Source organism: Chania multitudinisentens RB-25 (genome assembly GCF_000520015.2).
In the GTDB taxonomy this organism is placed as follows: Bacteria; Pseudomonadota; Gammaproteobacteria; order Enterobacterales; family Enterobacteriaceae; genus Chania; species Chania multitudinisentens.
The window spans coordinates 4,520,485-4,536,258 of record NZ_CP007044.2; the positions used below are offsets into that span (position 1 = coordinate 4,520,485).

Consider the following 15,774-nt stretch of genomic DNA (forward strand, 5'->3'; position numbering starts at 1 on the left):
ATGATAAGTTTATCTGGCAGGATACTGCGCGCACTCGGGCTGTGGTTGGTCGTTGCAACAGGAGCCGTGCAAGCGGCTAATGATATTGCCATCAGCATACCCGTTGCCGACGTGACCGACAGGGCAGCTCCACCGGCTGCCACTGCCCCTCAGCGGGTTCGCGCTTATGAACATATTTTATCGTTTGACGCCCGTGCGCGTTTTGATGCGGATGGCAGCATGGCGATCAGCGAAACCATCAAGGTACAATCTCTGGGCAAACAAATACGCCGAGGGATTTTCCGCACGCTGCCGTTAACCTGGAACCGGCAGGACGGCAAAATTTTCAGCGTCAACTATCAGATTAACAACGTATTACGCGATGGCGTGGCTGAACCTTTCAGCGTGGTTAAAGAAGGTGAAACGCTCACCGTGCGTATTGGCAGCGCTGAACATTTCTTGCAACCCGGCATTTACAGCTATGAGATCCAATACCAAATCCGTAATCATTTCAGCCGTTTCCCCGAGTGGGATGAGCTTTACTGGAATGTAACCGGCAACGACTGGGCATACTCCATTGATAAAGCCAGCTTTCATCTGAAACTGCCCGAAGCCAGCGCATTTTTGAACAGCGAAGGCAAAGACACCCGGCTGAGAAGCATTGATATTTATACCGGAATGTACGGTGCCAAAGGGCAAAACGCGCAGATCCTGCCTGATGGCAGCGTGCAGACAGTGCAACCGCTGAAACGAGGCGAAGGGCTAACCGTTGTCTATACTTGGCCACGCAGTATTCTTACTCGTGCACCCGCACCGGAAGCTGCCTCACCGTTAGTCCATCTGCTGTTGCCCACCGTCAAAACCAGCGCATTATGGATACCGCTGTTCCTCCTGGCTGGCTACTACCTGTTTTGGTGGCGAAAAAATGTTATTGCCACCGGGTTGAAAATGCCGCCGATAGTGCCGCTGTACGCGCTTCCGGACAATATGTCGCCGGGTTATCTGCGCTATATCACCCAGCGTAAGTACGATGACATTGCCTTTAGCAGCGATCTGCTGGATCTCGTTGCTAAACGCGGCATGACCATTACGGAAAAACCGAGCACCTCTAAACGTTCTGCGAATGAGCAGTGGCTGTCACAACAGCCTAATGAGAGTAACAGGCAATTAAATGCAAATGACAGACGGTTGCTCAGTACCCTGTTTAGTGGCGATCGCCAAAACATCAATCTCAGCCAGGCCTATCAGCAGCCAATGCAAAATGCCCTCCAGTGGCTAGAGCAGCGCTGTACAAAACAGCAGAAACAGTTATTTGCTAAACGTTCGGGGCCAATATGGCGCGGAATATTAATCATGCTGTTGGTGCCCGTACTCTGCGGCACACTATTCAGCCCTGCCGCCGCGTTAGTCACCATTCCGGCTTTATTGTTTCTGCTCGCGGGTATTACACTGCTTTCTTTACCGCTGAGATTTTTATTTAGCCCGAGAAAGATGTGGAATGATTGGGGATTTTTCGCCCTGTTCCTCGCATTGATATTTGGCCCACTGACCATTTTCGCCAGCAGCCTGTTCATGTTTAACCTGCTTCCTTTGACCCAGTTGCCGGCAGGATACGTTGGCGCACTGGCGCTGGTTGTTCTGTTGTGCGTGGCCTTCGGTTGGCTGGCACCGCGTTACACACAGCAGGGATTGAACGATTTAGCCACTGCCCAAGGGCTGCAACTGTATCTTGGCGCAGCCGAGAAGCATCGCTATCAGGCACTTTACCCGCCCGACAAACTGGTTTCCCATTTTGAACGTATGCTGCCCTACGCGCTGGCCCTTGGGGTTGGCAAAACCTGGGCTAACACCTTTGCACAATACCTGAGCAGCACAGACGCCATGTCGGAGGTATTTGCCAACGCAGACTGGAACAACGTGCGTCGCTTCAACCGTTCCTGCCGCTCATCGTCCATGTCGCGCCCCAGCAGCAGTTCAAGCTCAGGTTCGAGTTCTAGTTCCAGGGGTTCAGGCTCATCCGGCCGCGGCTCGTCAGGGCGCGGTTCTGGCGGTGGAGGTGGCGGCGGCTGGTAAGTATAACGCCACACCAGAGTCAACTGGCGTGGCGTTGGATCATCTCACTTTGCCATAGCCGCGCAGGCCCCAGCAGATAGGGGTAATACATCAAGGCGATAGATTATTATTTATTTCGCTAAACTAAGGGCTTAGCCTGCTTAAGCTGCGGCATTCGCCGTTCGCCCAGCAGATTCATTCCAGCAGTAGCCAGCAGAATCATTGCCGCACCAACAAACTGTAGCAGCGCCAAATGGTGACCAAATGCCAGCCAATCCACTCCCATGGCGGCAATGGGGTAGATAAACGACAACGAACCGGTCAAATGGGTTGGCAGTTTCTGAATCGCCCCGTATAACAGCACATACATCAAGCCGGTATGCATAATGCCAAGCGTAACCAACATTCCCCATTGAGCAGGGCTGGTCTGCGCGTAAAAATCAACAAACGGCGACAGCATCACCACGCCCACCGTCACCTGAATCAAGGCAACCAGATGGGGCGGTGTACCTTTCAGGTGTTTGGCAGCCAACGCCATCAGCGCATAGCAAAACGCCGCACCGAGTGATAACAAAATCCCCCACAGATAAGTCTGTTGCCCAGCCGCCGAATCTCGTCGTGCCAACACCATCAGCATCATGCCGATAAACGCCAGCAGCAACCAGAACAACTTACGCAACGTTAACTTTTCCCCCAGAAACAGCGCCCCAAGCCCCAGCAGCATAAAAGGCTGAGTGTTGTACACCACGGTAGCGATAGAAATAGAAACATAATCATAGGCGGCAAACAGTAGCAACCAGTTCACTACCAGCGCCACCCCACCGGCGATAGCCAACAACACGGTGGCACGCGGCAACAACTCACGTTTTAACTGCCCCAGAAAAGCGCATACCAACAACAACACCAATGCGCCCATGGTGCAACGCCAAAACACCGTATTAATAACAGGCTGACCAGACATCAGCACAAACCAGCCGATGCTACCGGAGATCAACATAGCAGCGGCCATCTCCAGCGAACCGCGTTTTATCTCTGTATGCATCCGCAATTCCTCTTAAGTAAACTGGATATTAGCTTGCAGTTTTTCGGCTCGGTTTTATATGGTATAAAAAAGGAAATTTTGCTTAATAACCTTTATATCGCAGGTTAAAAACCTAATTTCCCTAATGGAGAGGTTATGGATGATATCGATCGTCAAATTCTGACCATTCTGGCTACGGATGCGCGTATTTCGTTGAAAGCGCTGAGTGCACAAGTCGCTCTTTCTTCTCCCAGCACTTCAGAACGGCTGCGACGGTTGGAAGAAAACGGCGTGATTCAAGGCTATACGTTGAACGTCAATCTGCAAGCACTCGGTTATGGTTTTCAGTCGCTGATACGTATCAAACCCTTACCCGGTCTGCTGAAAAAAGTGGAACTGATGTTGCAGCAAACACCGGAAGTGATCGAGTGTGACAAAATAACCGGCGAAGACTGCTTTATCGCCCGGCTGGTATCACATTCGATGGAGCAGCTCGATCAGATATTAGATAAGTTGGCCGAAAGCGCACAATGTAATACTTCAATCGTCAAAACCACGCCGGTAAAGCGCCGTTTACCGCCCCTGACTTAATCAGCGGGCACGGCGGCGGGCGAACGGGCTTTTACGCTTTTTCTCTTTTTTCGTCGCACTGGCGGCAGACTTTAACGCCGCCAGATGCGCTTTGTCGGCTTCTGGCACTTCGCGCTGTTCGATCGGAAACACCGGTAGCGCCGCCAGCAGCCGTGAACCGTAGCTTTTGGTCAGCAAGCGGCGATCGTAAATCACGATTTCACCGTGGCATTCATTGCTGCGAATCAAGCGCCCCACCTGCTGGATCAGGTTAAACGACGCGCTCGGCAGGCTTTGTACTTCGAACGGATAGCGGTTAAGTGATTTAAGCCATTCACCTTCGGTCAGGATCACCGGGCTGTCGATCGGCGGGAAAGCAATCTTGTGAATATGTACCTGCGTCAGCAGTTCCCCTTTCAGATCCAGCCCTTCAGCAAACGACTGCAAGCCAATCAGCACGCTGGCGCTACCTTTCTCCACCCGTTTGCGGTGCTCTTCTACCAGCCGATAACGTGGCTGATCGCCCTGCACCAGCAGCATCAAACGCAGATCGGTCACGTAGCTCAAGAAGGTCTGCATTGCCCGGTGGCTGCTGAACAGGATCAGCATCCCTTTATGCTTACCGCTGGCCTGTTCGCCCCGGAAGAAACGCGCCATCTCTTCCAGATGTTCGGCCTCATTGACCATTGCCGGTTCAAAGCGCATGTTGGGAATAACAATCTTGCCCTGCTCAACGTGGTTGAACGGTGAATCCAGAGTGGCAAAGCGATCGCCAGCCTTCTCAGTCAGCCCACTCATCTCTTGCAGGCGCGAGAAGCTGTTGAGCGAGCGCAGCGTGGCAGAGGTAATTACCACATGCGGTACTTTGCGCCACAGCAGTTTTTCCAACTGATCGCTAACGCGAATGCCCACACAGTGCAGATAAAGATGAATGACGTTATCGCGCAGCTCACGCACCACCCACTTGGAGATCGGCGCGTTGGAAGACTTATCCAGCGCAGCCAGCCGCCACAGCTTGCTCATCGCCTCCAGATAGCCCAGCGTGCGGCTCATCTGGATGATAGAGCGGTGCAAACGCACAATGTCGTGCTTGCCGGTCTGTTCGGTGAGATCGTTAAGGATAAATTCGGCCAGGCCACGCAACCCGTCGGTGAGTTTAAACAGGCGCGCGCAGAGCTCGACCATCTCCGCAGGCAGTTCACCCATTGCGAAACGGTGCTCAGCCTTGCTGCTATCCGGCGGTAAATAAGCATTGACCTGATGTTCGAAAATCTGGATCAACTCACGCATTTCTTCGCAGTGGTTTTTCAAGCGTTCGTTATTGGCCAGCCCCGGCGGGTTTTTCGGCCGGTACTGCGTCATGCACTGCTCCACCTGGCGCACGATCATATCAAGTTGCAGGTTGCTCCACAGCGCGGTAATTTCCCCTTCCATCTCCAGCGCATCCCGTGCCACCTCCGGCAGGTGATGGCCTTCATCCAGCACCAGCAGCAACTCTTTCGGGTTCGGCAGCACCGATTCAGTTTCCAGCGCCGCCATCACCAGGGCGTGATTAGCCACCACCACATCGGCGGTTTCGATCTCTTTGCGCGCAATATAAAACGGACATTCTCGAATGTAATGGCAGTTACGGCCCAGACAGTTAGCCTTATCGGTGCTCAGCTTGGCCCATAACGGATCGTCGATGGATAACTGATAATGATCGCGCAGGCCATCCCACTCATAACGGCTGAGGGCTTTCGACAACTTTTGGCATAGCGCCAGCTCTTCCCCATTGGACGGCGCCAGTTCATTTTCGTCCAGATACAGCATCAGATCGCCCTGCCCGGCCACATCGGTGCTCATCGCCGCCAGATTGCGCGGGCAAACGTAGCGCCCACGGCCAAATGCGCCGGTGAATTTCAGATCGGGAATGATCTTTTTCAACAGCGGCAAATCTTTACTGTAGATCTGATCCTGCAACGCCACGTTAGCCGTGCTGACCACCAGCGGTTTGCTCTCAGCACGCCCCACGGCAATGCCTGGGATCAGGTACGAAAGCGTTTTACCCACGCCGGTCGGGGCTTCAATCGCCAGATGGCGTGAATAATCTCCAGCCAGGGTTTTCGCCACCTCGGCAATCATCTGCCGCTGTGGGGCACGGGAAATAAAGTCCGGTATTTGTTGTTGCAGGGCTTTGTACCACTGGCCGATCTGATCTTTAACTGCGGAGGAGAGCGCCATTCAACTCTTATCTAAACCAAATGATGGCGCTATTGTCCCACAGACTGCCTGCGGCGTCAGCCCAAGTTATGCTGAATGAGTCAACTGTCATTACCGTTGATGGTTGATAATCGGGATTATGGTTAACGTGGCACAGCACCCTGTACAATCTGAGACGTGATTTCCCCTGCCACACAGATATAAATAATCTGTCATAAATACATCATACGAGTAGGGTAAAAATTCTGCGCGGCAAATATTCTAAGCAGCAAAGTAAAACAGCAATAAAACGGGTGGCAGCTCTCTTTCAATCGTATTAAAGCAGGGAAAAACATGAAACCGAATCTTCTCGCCGTTATTATTCCGGCAATTTTAATGGCTCAGGTCACACAGGCAGCAGAAATTTACAATAAAGATGGCAATAAGCTTGATTTTTATGGCCGTGTAAAAGCGCTGCATTATTTTTCTGATGATACGAGTAATGACGGCGATAAAACCTATGTACGTATTGGTTTTAAAGGTGCGACACAAATTAACGATATGCTGGCGGGTTACGGCCAGTGGGAATATCAAATTGCGGCTAACCACAGCGAAGCTGATGGCACTAAAGACACCAAAACTCGCCTCGGATTTGCTGGCCTGAAGGTAAAAGACTTTGGCTCGTTTGATTATGGCCGCAATTATGGTGTTATTTACGATGTGGGCGCCTTTACCGATATGCTGCCGGAGTTTGGCGCAGATTCTTATGTTAAAACCGATAACTTTATGACTGGCCGCACCAACGGCGTAGCCACTTACCGCAACAGCGACTTCTTTGGGCTGGTTGACGGCCTGAAATTTGCGCTGCAATACCAAGGTAAAAATGAGAGCGAAAGCCGGGCCACCAGTAAAGCCAATGGCGATGGGTTTGGCCTGTCTTCCAGTTATGAAATCATTGATGGGGTAAGTATTGGCGCTGCATTCGCTTCTTCCAACCGCACGGAAGCCCAGAAACACGGCACCTACGGCACCGGCGAAAAAGCCGAAATCTGGGCAACCGGATTGAAATACGATGCCAACAACGTTTATTTGGCAGCCACCTATGCCGAAACCCATAACCTGACACCTATTTCAGGAACCGCAGCGATTAATAATGTTGCTACCAAAGTGAGTGGTTTTGCCAATAAAACCCAAAACGTGGAGCTGGTCGCCCAATACCTTTTTGATTTTGGCCTGCGTCCGTCATTAGCGTATATTCAATCCAAAGGGAAAGATATTGAAAATATCGGTGATACCGATCTGGTGAAATATTTTGATGTAGGCACTTATTATTATTTCAACAAAAATATGTCTACCTATGTCGATTATAAAATTAATCGGCTTAGCGACGATAATAAACTGGGATTGAAAACGGACAATATTATTGCCGTCGCTCTGACCTACCAGTTCTGATTAGAGGTAAACTGCGCCGGGCCATCTGCCCGGCTTTTTCATGGCATCTTTCCCACAGCAGAGTCTCAGAACCAGGTGCGCAGCAGAATAAACATCAGCATACTCAACAGCACCACGGCCAGCATATTGCGCAGGAAGAAAGCCAGAACCACGGCGAATATCGCTCCCCAGAGATAAGGGTTTTCTGGCAGTGCCCGCCATTCGTCACCGTTAAAGGCAATGATCGGCCCGCAAATCGCCGTTAACACCGCAGGCACAGAAAAGCTCAGCAATGTTCTCATCCGCTGCGATAGCCGTACCGGCAAACCGGGGGCCAAAAAGCAATAACGGTTGAAAAAAACGATCACACCCATCAATACAATAGTCAGCCAAATCATGCGCGTTCCCTGCTGGACAACAGCCCGACCACCATGGCGGCTATGGTCGTAATAATCAAAGCGCCAGGCACCTGGTAATAATGCAGGCCGATAGACAACCCCAGCGCCGTCAGCACACAGGCAAGCACCGGCAGGTTACGGATCATCGGCACCACAATGGCGATAAACGTAGCTGCAATGGAGAAGTCGAGCCCATAGCTGTCGAGATTACTGACACTGCTAGCAGCCAACACCCCCAACAAGGTGGCAAAGAACCAGCACACATAAAAAGCTAACCCGGCCCCCAAGGCATACCAGCGGTTGAAACGTGCTGGCCCCTGATTCCCCGTCAGGGCAAACAGTTCATCGGTTAATAAGAAAGCCAGCAAAATCCGCCATCTTAATGGCAATGGTGCAATGCATTCCCGCAGGCGCAATCCATACAAAAAGTGCTGTGCGGTCACAAAGAAGGTTGAAACCAGGATCGCCAATAAACCTGCCCCGGTTTTGATCATCCCCATTGCGACCAACTGTGATGCACCGGCAAAGACAATCGCCGACATCCCCAGCCCTTCAGCAGCCGTCAGGCCACTCTGGATAGCCATTGAGCCCGCCAGAATTCCCCAAGGCAGCACCGCCAGGCAGAGCGGTAAGATCGCTATCGCTCCCTGCAATGCCGGGCGCAAGCGCAGCATTGGCGGCTCTGCAAGAGTTGATTGATAAGTCATTCATATTCTCCTTCGAATGAAGGAATAGAATAACGCAGGAAAGGCCATGAGTATTACTTCTGTTTACGCATTTCGACATAAATCGCCAAACATCACGCTTCCCCTAACACTCGCTGGAATTTGGCGTTGGTTTAACATTATCCACCTCATTCTCTGGCTCGTTCATCACAACGCTACACCAGGCACTGTAGATTGCCAACAGTGGGGCCAATGCAAACACCAGGAACAACCAGTAAGCAGCAGAAGCCGCGCCGGCAACCCCACCAGGCGAGATAAAACCGGCAAGATTCGTCACCATCCCCGCCAGCGCCGCACCAAACGCCGTTGCGAATAACTGTACCGTAGTGATGGAGGCACCGGCGATATCTTTGTCTGCCTCAGGAGCCATTTGCAAGATACGAGTCAGCAGGTGCGGCCAGCCAAAGCCGATACCAAACCCGACCAGCGTCAAGGCAGCCACAATCGGCCCTAACGCCTGCCAACCACCATCAGAAGGTATTGGCATCAGCACCGCCAACGCTAACAGCCCGAGCAAGACCAACACTGGCCCACTGACGATCGCCCGACGAATTCCCGCACCGCGCCAGCCAGAGCTGAGAATTTCCGATAATGTCCAACCGGCCGCCATCGTGGCAGCAATATAACCAGAAATCAGCGGCGACTGGCCATGCAAAATTTGCAGAAAATAAGGGATAAAAATCTCGCTGGTCATGCCGATCACCAGCAAGGATACCGTGGCATACAGCGGAACCAGTGCCGATCCCCGGCGCAGCGCAGCCTGGGGTAACAAGCGAGCGCTGGAATGCCCTTCACGCCGGACAAGCCAAACCACCAGCAACAGAGCCAGAATAATGCCCCCCACGTTTACCCAACCACTCGTTGCCAGGCTACCTGCCGAAACGATCAGCACGGCGGCGGCCAGCAGCAACAGTTGCATCAATGGCAATGCAACGCTTTGTTGCTGTGATTTTTCTCGCGGCAGAATACAGAAAGTAAAAGCGGCATACAGCACCATAATCGGCAACAGAATCCCGAATGCCCAACGCCAGGCGTGCAATTCGGCAAAAATCCCGCCAACGGCAGGCCCCACCAGCGTGGCAATTCCCCACATGGCAGAGATCAACGCCATGGCGCGCGGCCACAGTTTCTGTTCAAACACCAGATTGACCATCGCGTAGGACAAGGCGAAAATAAGCCCGCCGCCAAAGCCCTGCACCGCGCGGCCAACCACCATCACGGGCATTGAAGGGGCCAGCGCACACAGCATGGCACCGATGATGAAAAACAGCGATGCCACCAGATAAGCGCCACGCGCCCCATAACGATTCAATAAAGCTGCCGACAGCACAGAGCCCAGTATTGAAGCCACCACAAACAGCGTCGTATTCCAGGCATACAGATCCAGGCCGCCGATATCTTGCACAACAGAAGGTAGAATCGTGGTTGCAACCAGAATATTGATCGCATACAGCGCTACACCCAGTGACAAAGCAATGGTAATAGCGGTATTTTTACCGGAAAAAAGATCGCTCCAGCGGCTTTTATCATCAGTTATCACGGTTATCGTCCTGCTTTTTTTAGGGGAGTGACATTGAGTTAATCGTAGTGTTGCGTTAAATTTAACAAGAAATGACTTGGAATAATTAGGACCTAGACGGTGATATATGTCAAGAATTAACTTGGAAAATGGGGAGTGCACAGCACACTCCGTCAGCGATCGTTTGCTGAAACTGTTGAAAACGTGCGGCCCGCAGCAAGCCTCTGACGCGGGGAAAGTGCTTGGCACCACCGGTGAAGCGGCTCGCCAGCAGTTTGTCAAACTGGCAAAAGAAGGGTTGGTTGAAGCGATAGCTGAAACGCGCGGGGTTGGCCGCCCGGTACAGCTCTGGCATCTCACCCCGGCCGGAGACGCCCATTTTCCCAACGCCCATGCCGAACTGACCGTCCAACTGCTGCGCACGGTGCGCAATACGCTGGGTGAACAGGTATTAGAGCAGTTGATCGACAACCGAGAACAGGAAACCTACATCAATTATCAACAAAGCATGATCGGTGCTGCCAATTTACGTGAGCGCGTTGCACGCCTGGCAGCCATTCGCTGTAACGAAGGCTACATGGCCGAATGGAGTGAGTTGGCAGACGGGACGTTTTTGTTGGTGGAGAATCATTGCCCCATTCACGCAGCCGCAACGGTTTGCAAAGAGTTCTGCCGTGCGGAGCTGAATGTGTTCGCTAAAGTGTTGCAGGCGAAGGTTGAACGTACCGAACATATTCCTACCGGTGCTCGCCGTTGTACCTACCGGATTTCCCCTTTGTAATAACCCTTTTTAAGTTATACAAGAATGGTTTTTGTACCACGTTGCGGAATTAACCGGCTAACAAACGCCGATAAAAGCGCGGTATCCCCGGCACAACGCCACCCGTGATTTAATTTTTCTGCGCCCCCTAAAAATGCGTTGCTTATTCTCCTCCCCTTAGGGTTTACTGAGTGCCCTAACTGAGGTGGTGCCCTGCCGTTACCCGTCAGTGCTGCCACGTCATCTCAATTTACCGAATAAAAAACCTATGCTGAGCCAACCAAACCGCCATGTTCTGCCATTAGTTGGGGCACTGTTCACGCTATATATTGTCTGGGGATCGACCTACTTTGCCATTCGTCTTGGAGTTGAAAGCTGGCCACCGCTGATGATGGCCGGCATCCGCTTTCTGGTGGCGGGCATTATCCTGTTCAGTTTCCTGATGTTACGCGGCCATTCCCTGCCAACGCTGAAACAGTGGGTGGCAGCAGGTATTATCGGCATCCTGTTGCTGGCGGTTGGTAACGGCCTGGTTACGGTGGCAGAGCATCAGGATGTGCCTTCTGGCATTGCCGCCGTAATGGTAGCAACGGTGCCGTTATTTACCCTGTGTTTCAGCATGTTTTGGGGAATGCGCAATACCAAATTGGAATGGACCGGCATCGCACTCGGTTTGGTGGGTATCGTGCTGCTCAATACCGGTAATAACCTGGTGGGTAACCCAACGGGCGCGCTGCTGATCCTGCTGGCTTCCGCCAGTTGGGCCTTTGGTTCGGTGCTCAGTTCACGCATTCAGCTTCCCAGCGGGCCAATGGCTGGAGCGGCAGAAATGCTGGTGGCCGGTGTGGTACTGATGATCGCCAGCCAACTGAGCGGCGAACATCTTGATCATCTCCCCAGCCTCAGCAGCTTTCTGGCCCTCGGCTATCTGATCGTATTCGGGTCCATGCTGGCGATCAGTGCCTATATGTTTCTGCTGAAAAATGTACGCCCGGCTGTGGCAACCAGCTACGCCTACGTGAACCCGGTGGTAGCAGTATTACTCGGCGTTGGTTTTGCTGGTGAGACGCTGGCTGCGCGTGAGTGGCTGGCCCTGGTCGTGATCGTCTCTGCGGTCGTGCTGGTAACCCTGGGCAAATACCTGTTCAGCCGCCCAGCCAAGGTGCACCGAGCCAAAGTAAAAGCGCCCGAGTAAGATAAAACGATGATTGTTTCACCCGGCGAAGGAGCTATAATTCACCGTTGTTCTAAATCACCTGCGAAATATAACTTATGCTGAAAAAAGCGTTCATCCTCGTTATCGCCCTATGCGCCTTCGGTTCCCTGGGCGGCGTATTCCTGGCCGGGCTGAATATCTATACCCGCTCCACCACTCCGCATGAAACAGCCCCAGCCGCCAGCGAAGCTCCGGCCAACACCGCACCGGCAGCAACTCTGCAAAGCAAATAAATGGGATTACTATAGCGCCGTCACACCCAATGCTGCCGCCTGTTGCTGGTGCTCGGTGATAACCTGATAGGCTTCACGCGGCACCAGGCTGAAATCACCGATCAGCAGGCTCTCACTGGCCGGATCGCCGACCATCGCGCTGGCCGCCGCACGTAGCAACGTTAACTGCTGTGGCGGCGTAGCCGCCGCCGTAATCAGCGGCAACCCTGGCACCACGGCGGTGCGGCCAATAATCTTCAACCCGGCCACGGCCTGCGGTTGTGCGCGTTTGAGCAAGGCCAGGCTGACACAGTCGATAGCAGCAATATCCGCCTGCCCGCTGTGGAGCATCTTCAGTGATTCATAATGAGCACCAGAAGCGATCGCCTGCCGGAAGAACCGCCCTTGCTGCGCCAATGGCGCAATCAACGCCAGCAGACTGTTGTAGCCGGATTGCGAATCCCGGCTGTTATAAGCGGCAACCCGGCCACGGAAGTCCTCCAGCCGTTCACCCGTTTCGTTATCGCGCACTACCAGCCAACTGCTGTAATTCGCAGCGCTGCATCCTTCCACACGGTAATGATAGGTGCCCACTACCTGTACCTGCGGCAACAACGCCGCCAACGGATAGCCGCAGGTTTGGCTGAGCAGCAGATCCGGGCTCTGCCAATGCGCTAACAGATCCTGCGGCCAGCTCAATGCTTGCGGCACTTCCGCCACACCAAATTGCCGTAATTTATTGCGCAACGCCTGCCAGAAGGGTTCTACCTGTTGATGGCTGACGCCATACATGGGTAATGACACCGTCAGCATATTATTTATCCCGCAAAAGATGACGCCAGACGGTAAGGTAACGCACCCAGCGTTCAAACAGCATGTCAGTGATGATTGCCAGCAGCGCCACTACCATCGCCCCCTGGATCACATAAGCCGTGTTGAAACCGCTCAAGCCGATGATGATCGGCGAGCCCAGCGTTTTGGTTCCTACCGTGGAGGCGATCGCCGCCGTGCCGATATTAATGATCACCGAAGTCCGAATACCCGCCACGATCACCGGTGCCGCCAGCGGCAACTCAACGCGCCACAGGATCTGCCAGCGGCTCATTCCCACCCCCTGCGCCACCTCGCGCGTAGCGGCAGGCACCGATTCGATCCCACTCAACGTCCCTTGCAGGATCGGCAGCAAACCGTACAGCACCAGCGCAATAATCGCTGGTTGTTCGCTAAAACCCATCACCGGCACCGCCACCGCCAGCACCGCTACCGGCGGGAAGGTCTGGCCAACAGCCACCACCGTTTCCACCAGCGAGCGGAACTCACGCCCCGCCTCACGCGTGACCGCTACCCCGGCAGTCACGCCAATCAGCACCGCGATAAAGCTTGATACCGCCACCAACAGCAAATGCGCTTCTACCAGCGAGAAAAAGCTGTCCTGTTGATACACCGGCCTGTCCAGTTCCGGGAACCAGGCCGCAAACAGCCAGTGCAGATGGTTCATGCCAAACACCAGCACCAGCAACAGGGCAAAAGTCCACGGCAACGGATCGCGCCACCAACCGGCATAAATCTTCATGACAATGCCTTTTGCGCGATCAGATCGCTAAAATGCAGCACGCCAAGCGCCTCGCCCTGCTCACCAATCACCGGCAGGCGTTCGCTGCCACGGGCAACAAATACCGATAACGCATCGCGCAGGCTCATCGCCGCCTGAATCGGTTCCCCTTCGGCGCTGCCCGGCCGCATCCGTTCAGCCACCGTGCCCAACGCCAACAGCTTGATACCCCGATCGCTGCGGCCAAAAAAATCCCGCACAACGTCATTGATCGGCTCGGTCAGCAGCGCCAGCGGCGTACCCTGTTGTACCACTCGCCCCTGTTCAAGCAGCACAATGCGGTTCGCCAACCCCAGCGCTTCATCAATATCGTGGGTCACCAGCACAATGGTACGGCCAGAAAGCTGATGAATGCGCGCGATCTCCTTTTGCAAGGTCAGCCGGGTGACCGGATCGAGCGCGCCAAAGGGTTCATCCATCAGCAATACCTCAGGATCGGCAGCCAGCGCGCGCGCCACGCCCACCCGCTGCTGCTGCCCGCCAGAAAGCTGATGCGGATAACGGCGGCGAAAGCGTTCCGGTTCCAGATGCAGCAACGTCATCAGTTCAGTAACCCGCTCGCGAATGCGCGCCCGTGGCCACTTCAGCAGTTGCGGCACGGTGGCGATATTCTCCTCCACCGTCCAATGCGGGAACAGGCCGATCGACTGAATGGCGTAGCCCATACGGCGGCGCAGGTCCTGCGGTTTGAATTTATGAATCTCTTCACCGGCGAAATAGATCTTGCCTGCGTCGTGTTCAATCAGCCGGTTGATCATCTTCAAAGTGGTGGATTTGCCGGAACCGGAGGTGCCAATCAGCACGGTAAACTCTCCCTCGGCAATATGCAGCGAGAGATCATCAACCACCGGTTTACCCTGAAAAACCTTGCTTACCCGATCAAAGCGAATCATCAGCGTGTCACTTCCAACAGTGAAATGATGCATTTGAACAACGAATCAACGATCACCGCCATGGCGATCACCGGCAGCACCCCGAGCAGCACCAGATCCAGCGCACTGCTGAGTAATCCTTGAAACACAATGGCACCAAAACCACCGGCACCAATCAGTGCGGCCACCACCGCCATGCCGACGGTTTGTACCGCCAGAATACGCACGCCGGTAAGGAACAGCGGCAGTGCCAAAGGGAGTTGTACGCGAAAGAACATCTGCCCACGCGTCATCCCCATACCGCTGGCAGACTCAATCACGCTGGCCGGAACGCTTTGCAAACCCGCCACCACGCTGCGCACCAGCGGCAGCAGCGCATACAGCACCAGTGCGACGATCGCCGGTGCCATACCGATACCACTGATGCCCCACTTAGCCAGCCACGGCAGTGCCGCCGCCAGCCCGGCCAGCGGGGCGATCAGTAAGCCGAATAGCGCGATGGAAGGCACGGTCTGGATAATATTCAACGTAGAGAAAATCGGCGTTTGCCAACGCGCTGAGCGATAACACAGCACGCCCAGCGGCACGCCGAGCAGCAGTGCGGGCACCATGGTTGCCAACAGAATAGTCAGGTGCTGCAACAGGGCCGCATCGAACACCTCCTGCCGGTTGTGGTACTCCTTAAGCAGCGAAAGCTGATCCAACTCACTGCTGAACAGCAGCAAGAGCGCAGGCAGCATCACCAGCAGGTTGCCCAACATGCGCCACAGATGTGAAGAAGTCATTCGCGTCATGGCATCGGCAGCCATCAGCCCGCAGAGCGCCGCCATCAGCCAATAGCCGCTGCCCCAGGAGGTGCGTGCCAGCGGCGATCCCTGCTGTGCCAACTGCTGCGCCGCATGGCCGCTTAACCAGAAAATCAGCCCCAGCAATAGGCTGGCCGACAACGCCGTCAGCAAGGCATTACGCCGCACGGGTGCCAGCAGGCTGAGAGCGGCCAGTGCCAACAGAGGCAGCAACAGCCACAGCGCCGGGCCGTGTAACAGTGAGATCAGAGAAATACTCTTGCCAGACAGCAGGCGATTGGGGGCATAACTGAGAAACGGCAGGCCGAAAGCCGCCAGCAGCAGCAGGATGAACAACGTCAGCAGTACGCGGTTTTTAAAAGCAATAATCAAAGTGACTCCCTGCCCCATTACCCGTCGAGGCCGTTTTACCGGCCCCGG

The 15,774-nt window shown here is 54.1% G+C and carries 15 protein-coding genes; 6 read left to right on the forward strand and 9 right to left on the reverse strand.

Going from position 1 to position 15,774, the window contains the following annotated elements:
• Nucleotides 1-2,052 carry a DUF2207 domain-containing protein gene (locus Z042_RS19980; protein ID WP_024911699.1) on the forward strand — a complete coding sequence of 684 codons (2,052 nt, stop codon included), beginning with the start codon at nt 1-3 and terminating at the stop codon, nt 2,050-2,052.
• A 118-nt stretch (nt 2,053-2,170) separates the two neighbouring features.
• Here Z042_RS19980 and Z042_RS19985 read toward each other — a convergent pair whose 3' ends face one another.
• Entirely contained in the window at nt 2,171-3,073 is a 903-nt protein-coding gene (locus Z042_RS19985) for a DMT family transporter (RefSeq protein WP_024911698.1), read from the reverse strand.
• A 135-nt stretch (nt 3,074-3,208) separates the two neighbouring features.
• On the opposite strand from Z042_RS19985, the gene Z042_RS19990 reads away from it, so the two are divergent.
• Nucleotides 3,209-3,643 (forward strand): Lrp/AsnC family transcriptional regulator, encoded by a 435-nt coding sequence (locus Z042_RS19990; protein WP_024911697.1) that lies wholly within the window; start codon nt 3,209-3,211, stop codon nt 3,641-3,643.
• Here the strand turns inward: Z042_RS19990 and dinG are convergent, their stop codons facing one another.
• On the reverse strand, nt 3,644-5,845 hold the full coding sequence (dinG, locus tag Z042_RS19995; RefSeq protein ID WP_024911696.1) for an ATP-dependent DNA helicase DinG: 2,202 nt from the start codon (nt 5,843-5,845) through the stop codon (nt 3,644-3,646). It abuts the gene before it with no gap.
• Nucleotides 5,846-6,157: 312 nt separating this feature from the next.
• Here dinG and ompC point away from each other — a divergent pair, with 312 nt between their 5' ends.
• Nucleotides 6,158-7,255, forward strand: a complete 1,098-nt coding sequence (ompC, locus tag Z042_RS20000) for a porin OmpC (protein WP_024911695.1) — start codon at nt 6,158-6,160, stop codon at nt 7,253-7,255.
• A 65-nt stretch (nt 7,256-7,320) separates the two neighbouring features.
• Here the strand turns inward: ompC and Z042_RS20005 are convergent, their stop codons facing one another.
• The 3 genes from Z042_RS20005 to Z042_RS20015 form a co-directional block, all read right to left on the reverse strand.
• Nucleotides 7,321-7,632 carry an AzlD domain-containing protein gene (locus Z042_RS20005; RefSeq protein ID WP_024911694.1) on the reverse strand — a complete coding sequence of 104 codons (312 nt, stop codon included), beginning with the start codon at nt 7,630-7,632 and terminating at the stop codon, nt 7,321-7,323.
• Nucleotides 7,629-8,339, reverse strand: a complete 711-nt coding sequence (locus Z042_RS20010; RefSeq protein ID WP_024911693.1) for an AzlC family ABC transporter permease — start codon at nt 8,337-8,339, stop codon at nt 7,629-7,631. Before Z042_RS20010 ends, Z042_RS20005 begins: the two co-directional genes overlap by 4 nt.
• A 103-nt stretch (nt 8,340-8,442) precedes the next feature.
• Nucleotides 8,443-9,897 carry an MFS transporter gene (locus Z042_RS20015; protein ID WP_024911692.1) on the reverse strand — a complete coding sequence of 485 codons (1,455 nt, stop codon included), beginning with the start codon at nt 9,895-9,897 and terminating at the stop codon, nt 8,443-8,445.
• 106 nt (nt 9,898-10,003) lie between these two features.
• Between Z042_RS20015 and Z042_RS20020 the strand changes: the two genes are divergently transcribed.
• The 3 genes from Z042_RS20020 to Z042_RS26310 all read left to right on the forward strand — a co-directional run bounded on the left by Z042_RS20020 (nt 10,004) and on the right by Z042_RS26310 (nt 12,085).
• Nucleotides 10,004-10,657: a helix-turn-helix transcriptional regulator gene (locus Z042_RS20020; protein WP_024911691.1), complete on the forward strand. Its 654-nt coding sequence runs from the start codon at nt 10,004-10,006 to the stop codon at nt 10,655-10,657.
• A 247-nt stretch (nt 10,658-10,904) separates the two neighbouring features.
• Nucleotides 10,905-11,831, forward strand: a complete 927-nt coding sequence (gene yedA / locus Z042_RS20025) for a drug/metabolite exporter YedA (protein WP_024911690.1) — start codon at nt 10,905-10,907, stop codon at nt 11,829-11,831.
• 77 nt (nt 11,832-11,908) lie between these two features.
• Nucleotides 11,909-12,085, forward strand: coding sequence for a hypothetical protein (locus Z042_RS26310; protein ID WP_167336763.1), 177 nt, complete (start codon nt 11,909-11,911; stop codon nt 12,083-12,085).
• Nucleotides 12,086-12,094: 9 nt separating this feature from the next.
• Here the strand turns inward: Z042_RS26310 and Z042_RS20030 are convergent, their stop codons facing one another.
• Genes Z042_RS20030 through Z042_RS20045 form a run of 4 tightly spaced genes read right to left on the reverse strand, consistent with a single transcriptional unit; the run spans nt 12,095 to nt 15,720 of the window.
• The gene (locus Z042_RS20030) at nt 12,095-12,877 is read right to left on the reverse strand and encodes a phosphate/phosphite/phosphonate ABC transporter substrate-binding protein (RefSeq protein ID WP_081758425.1); all 783 of its coding nucleotides are present in this window, start codon (nt 12,875-12,877) and stop codon (nt 12,095-12,097) included.
• A gap of 1 nt (nt 12,878) precedes the next feature.
• Nucleotides 12,879-13,637 carry an ABC transporter permease gene (locus Z042_RS20035; RefSeq protein ID WP_024911688.1) on the reverse strand — a complete coding sequence of 253 codons (759 nt, stop codon included), beginning with the start codon at nt 13,635-13,637 and terminating at the stop codon, nt 12,879-12,881.
• Nucleotides 13,634-14,569, reverse strand: a complete 936-nt coding sequence (locus tag Z042_RS20040) for an ABC transporter ATP-binding protein (protein ID WP_024911687.1) — start codon at nt 14,567-14,569, stop codon at nt 13,634-13,636. The genes Z042_RS20035 and Z042_RS20040 overlap by 4 nt, the downstream gene beginning before the upstream one ends.
• Nucleotides 14,569-15,720 carry an ABC transporter permease gene (locus tag Z042_RS20045; RefSeq protein ID WP_269465069.1) on the reverse strand — a complete coding sequence of 384 codons (1,152 nt, stop codon included), beginning with the start codon at nt 15,718-15,720 and terminating at the stop codon, nt 14,569-14,571. Before Z042_RS20045 ends, Z042_RS20040 begins: the two co-directional genes overlap by 1 nt.
• Between the last annotated feature and the right edge of the window lie 54 nt (nt 15,721-15,774).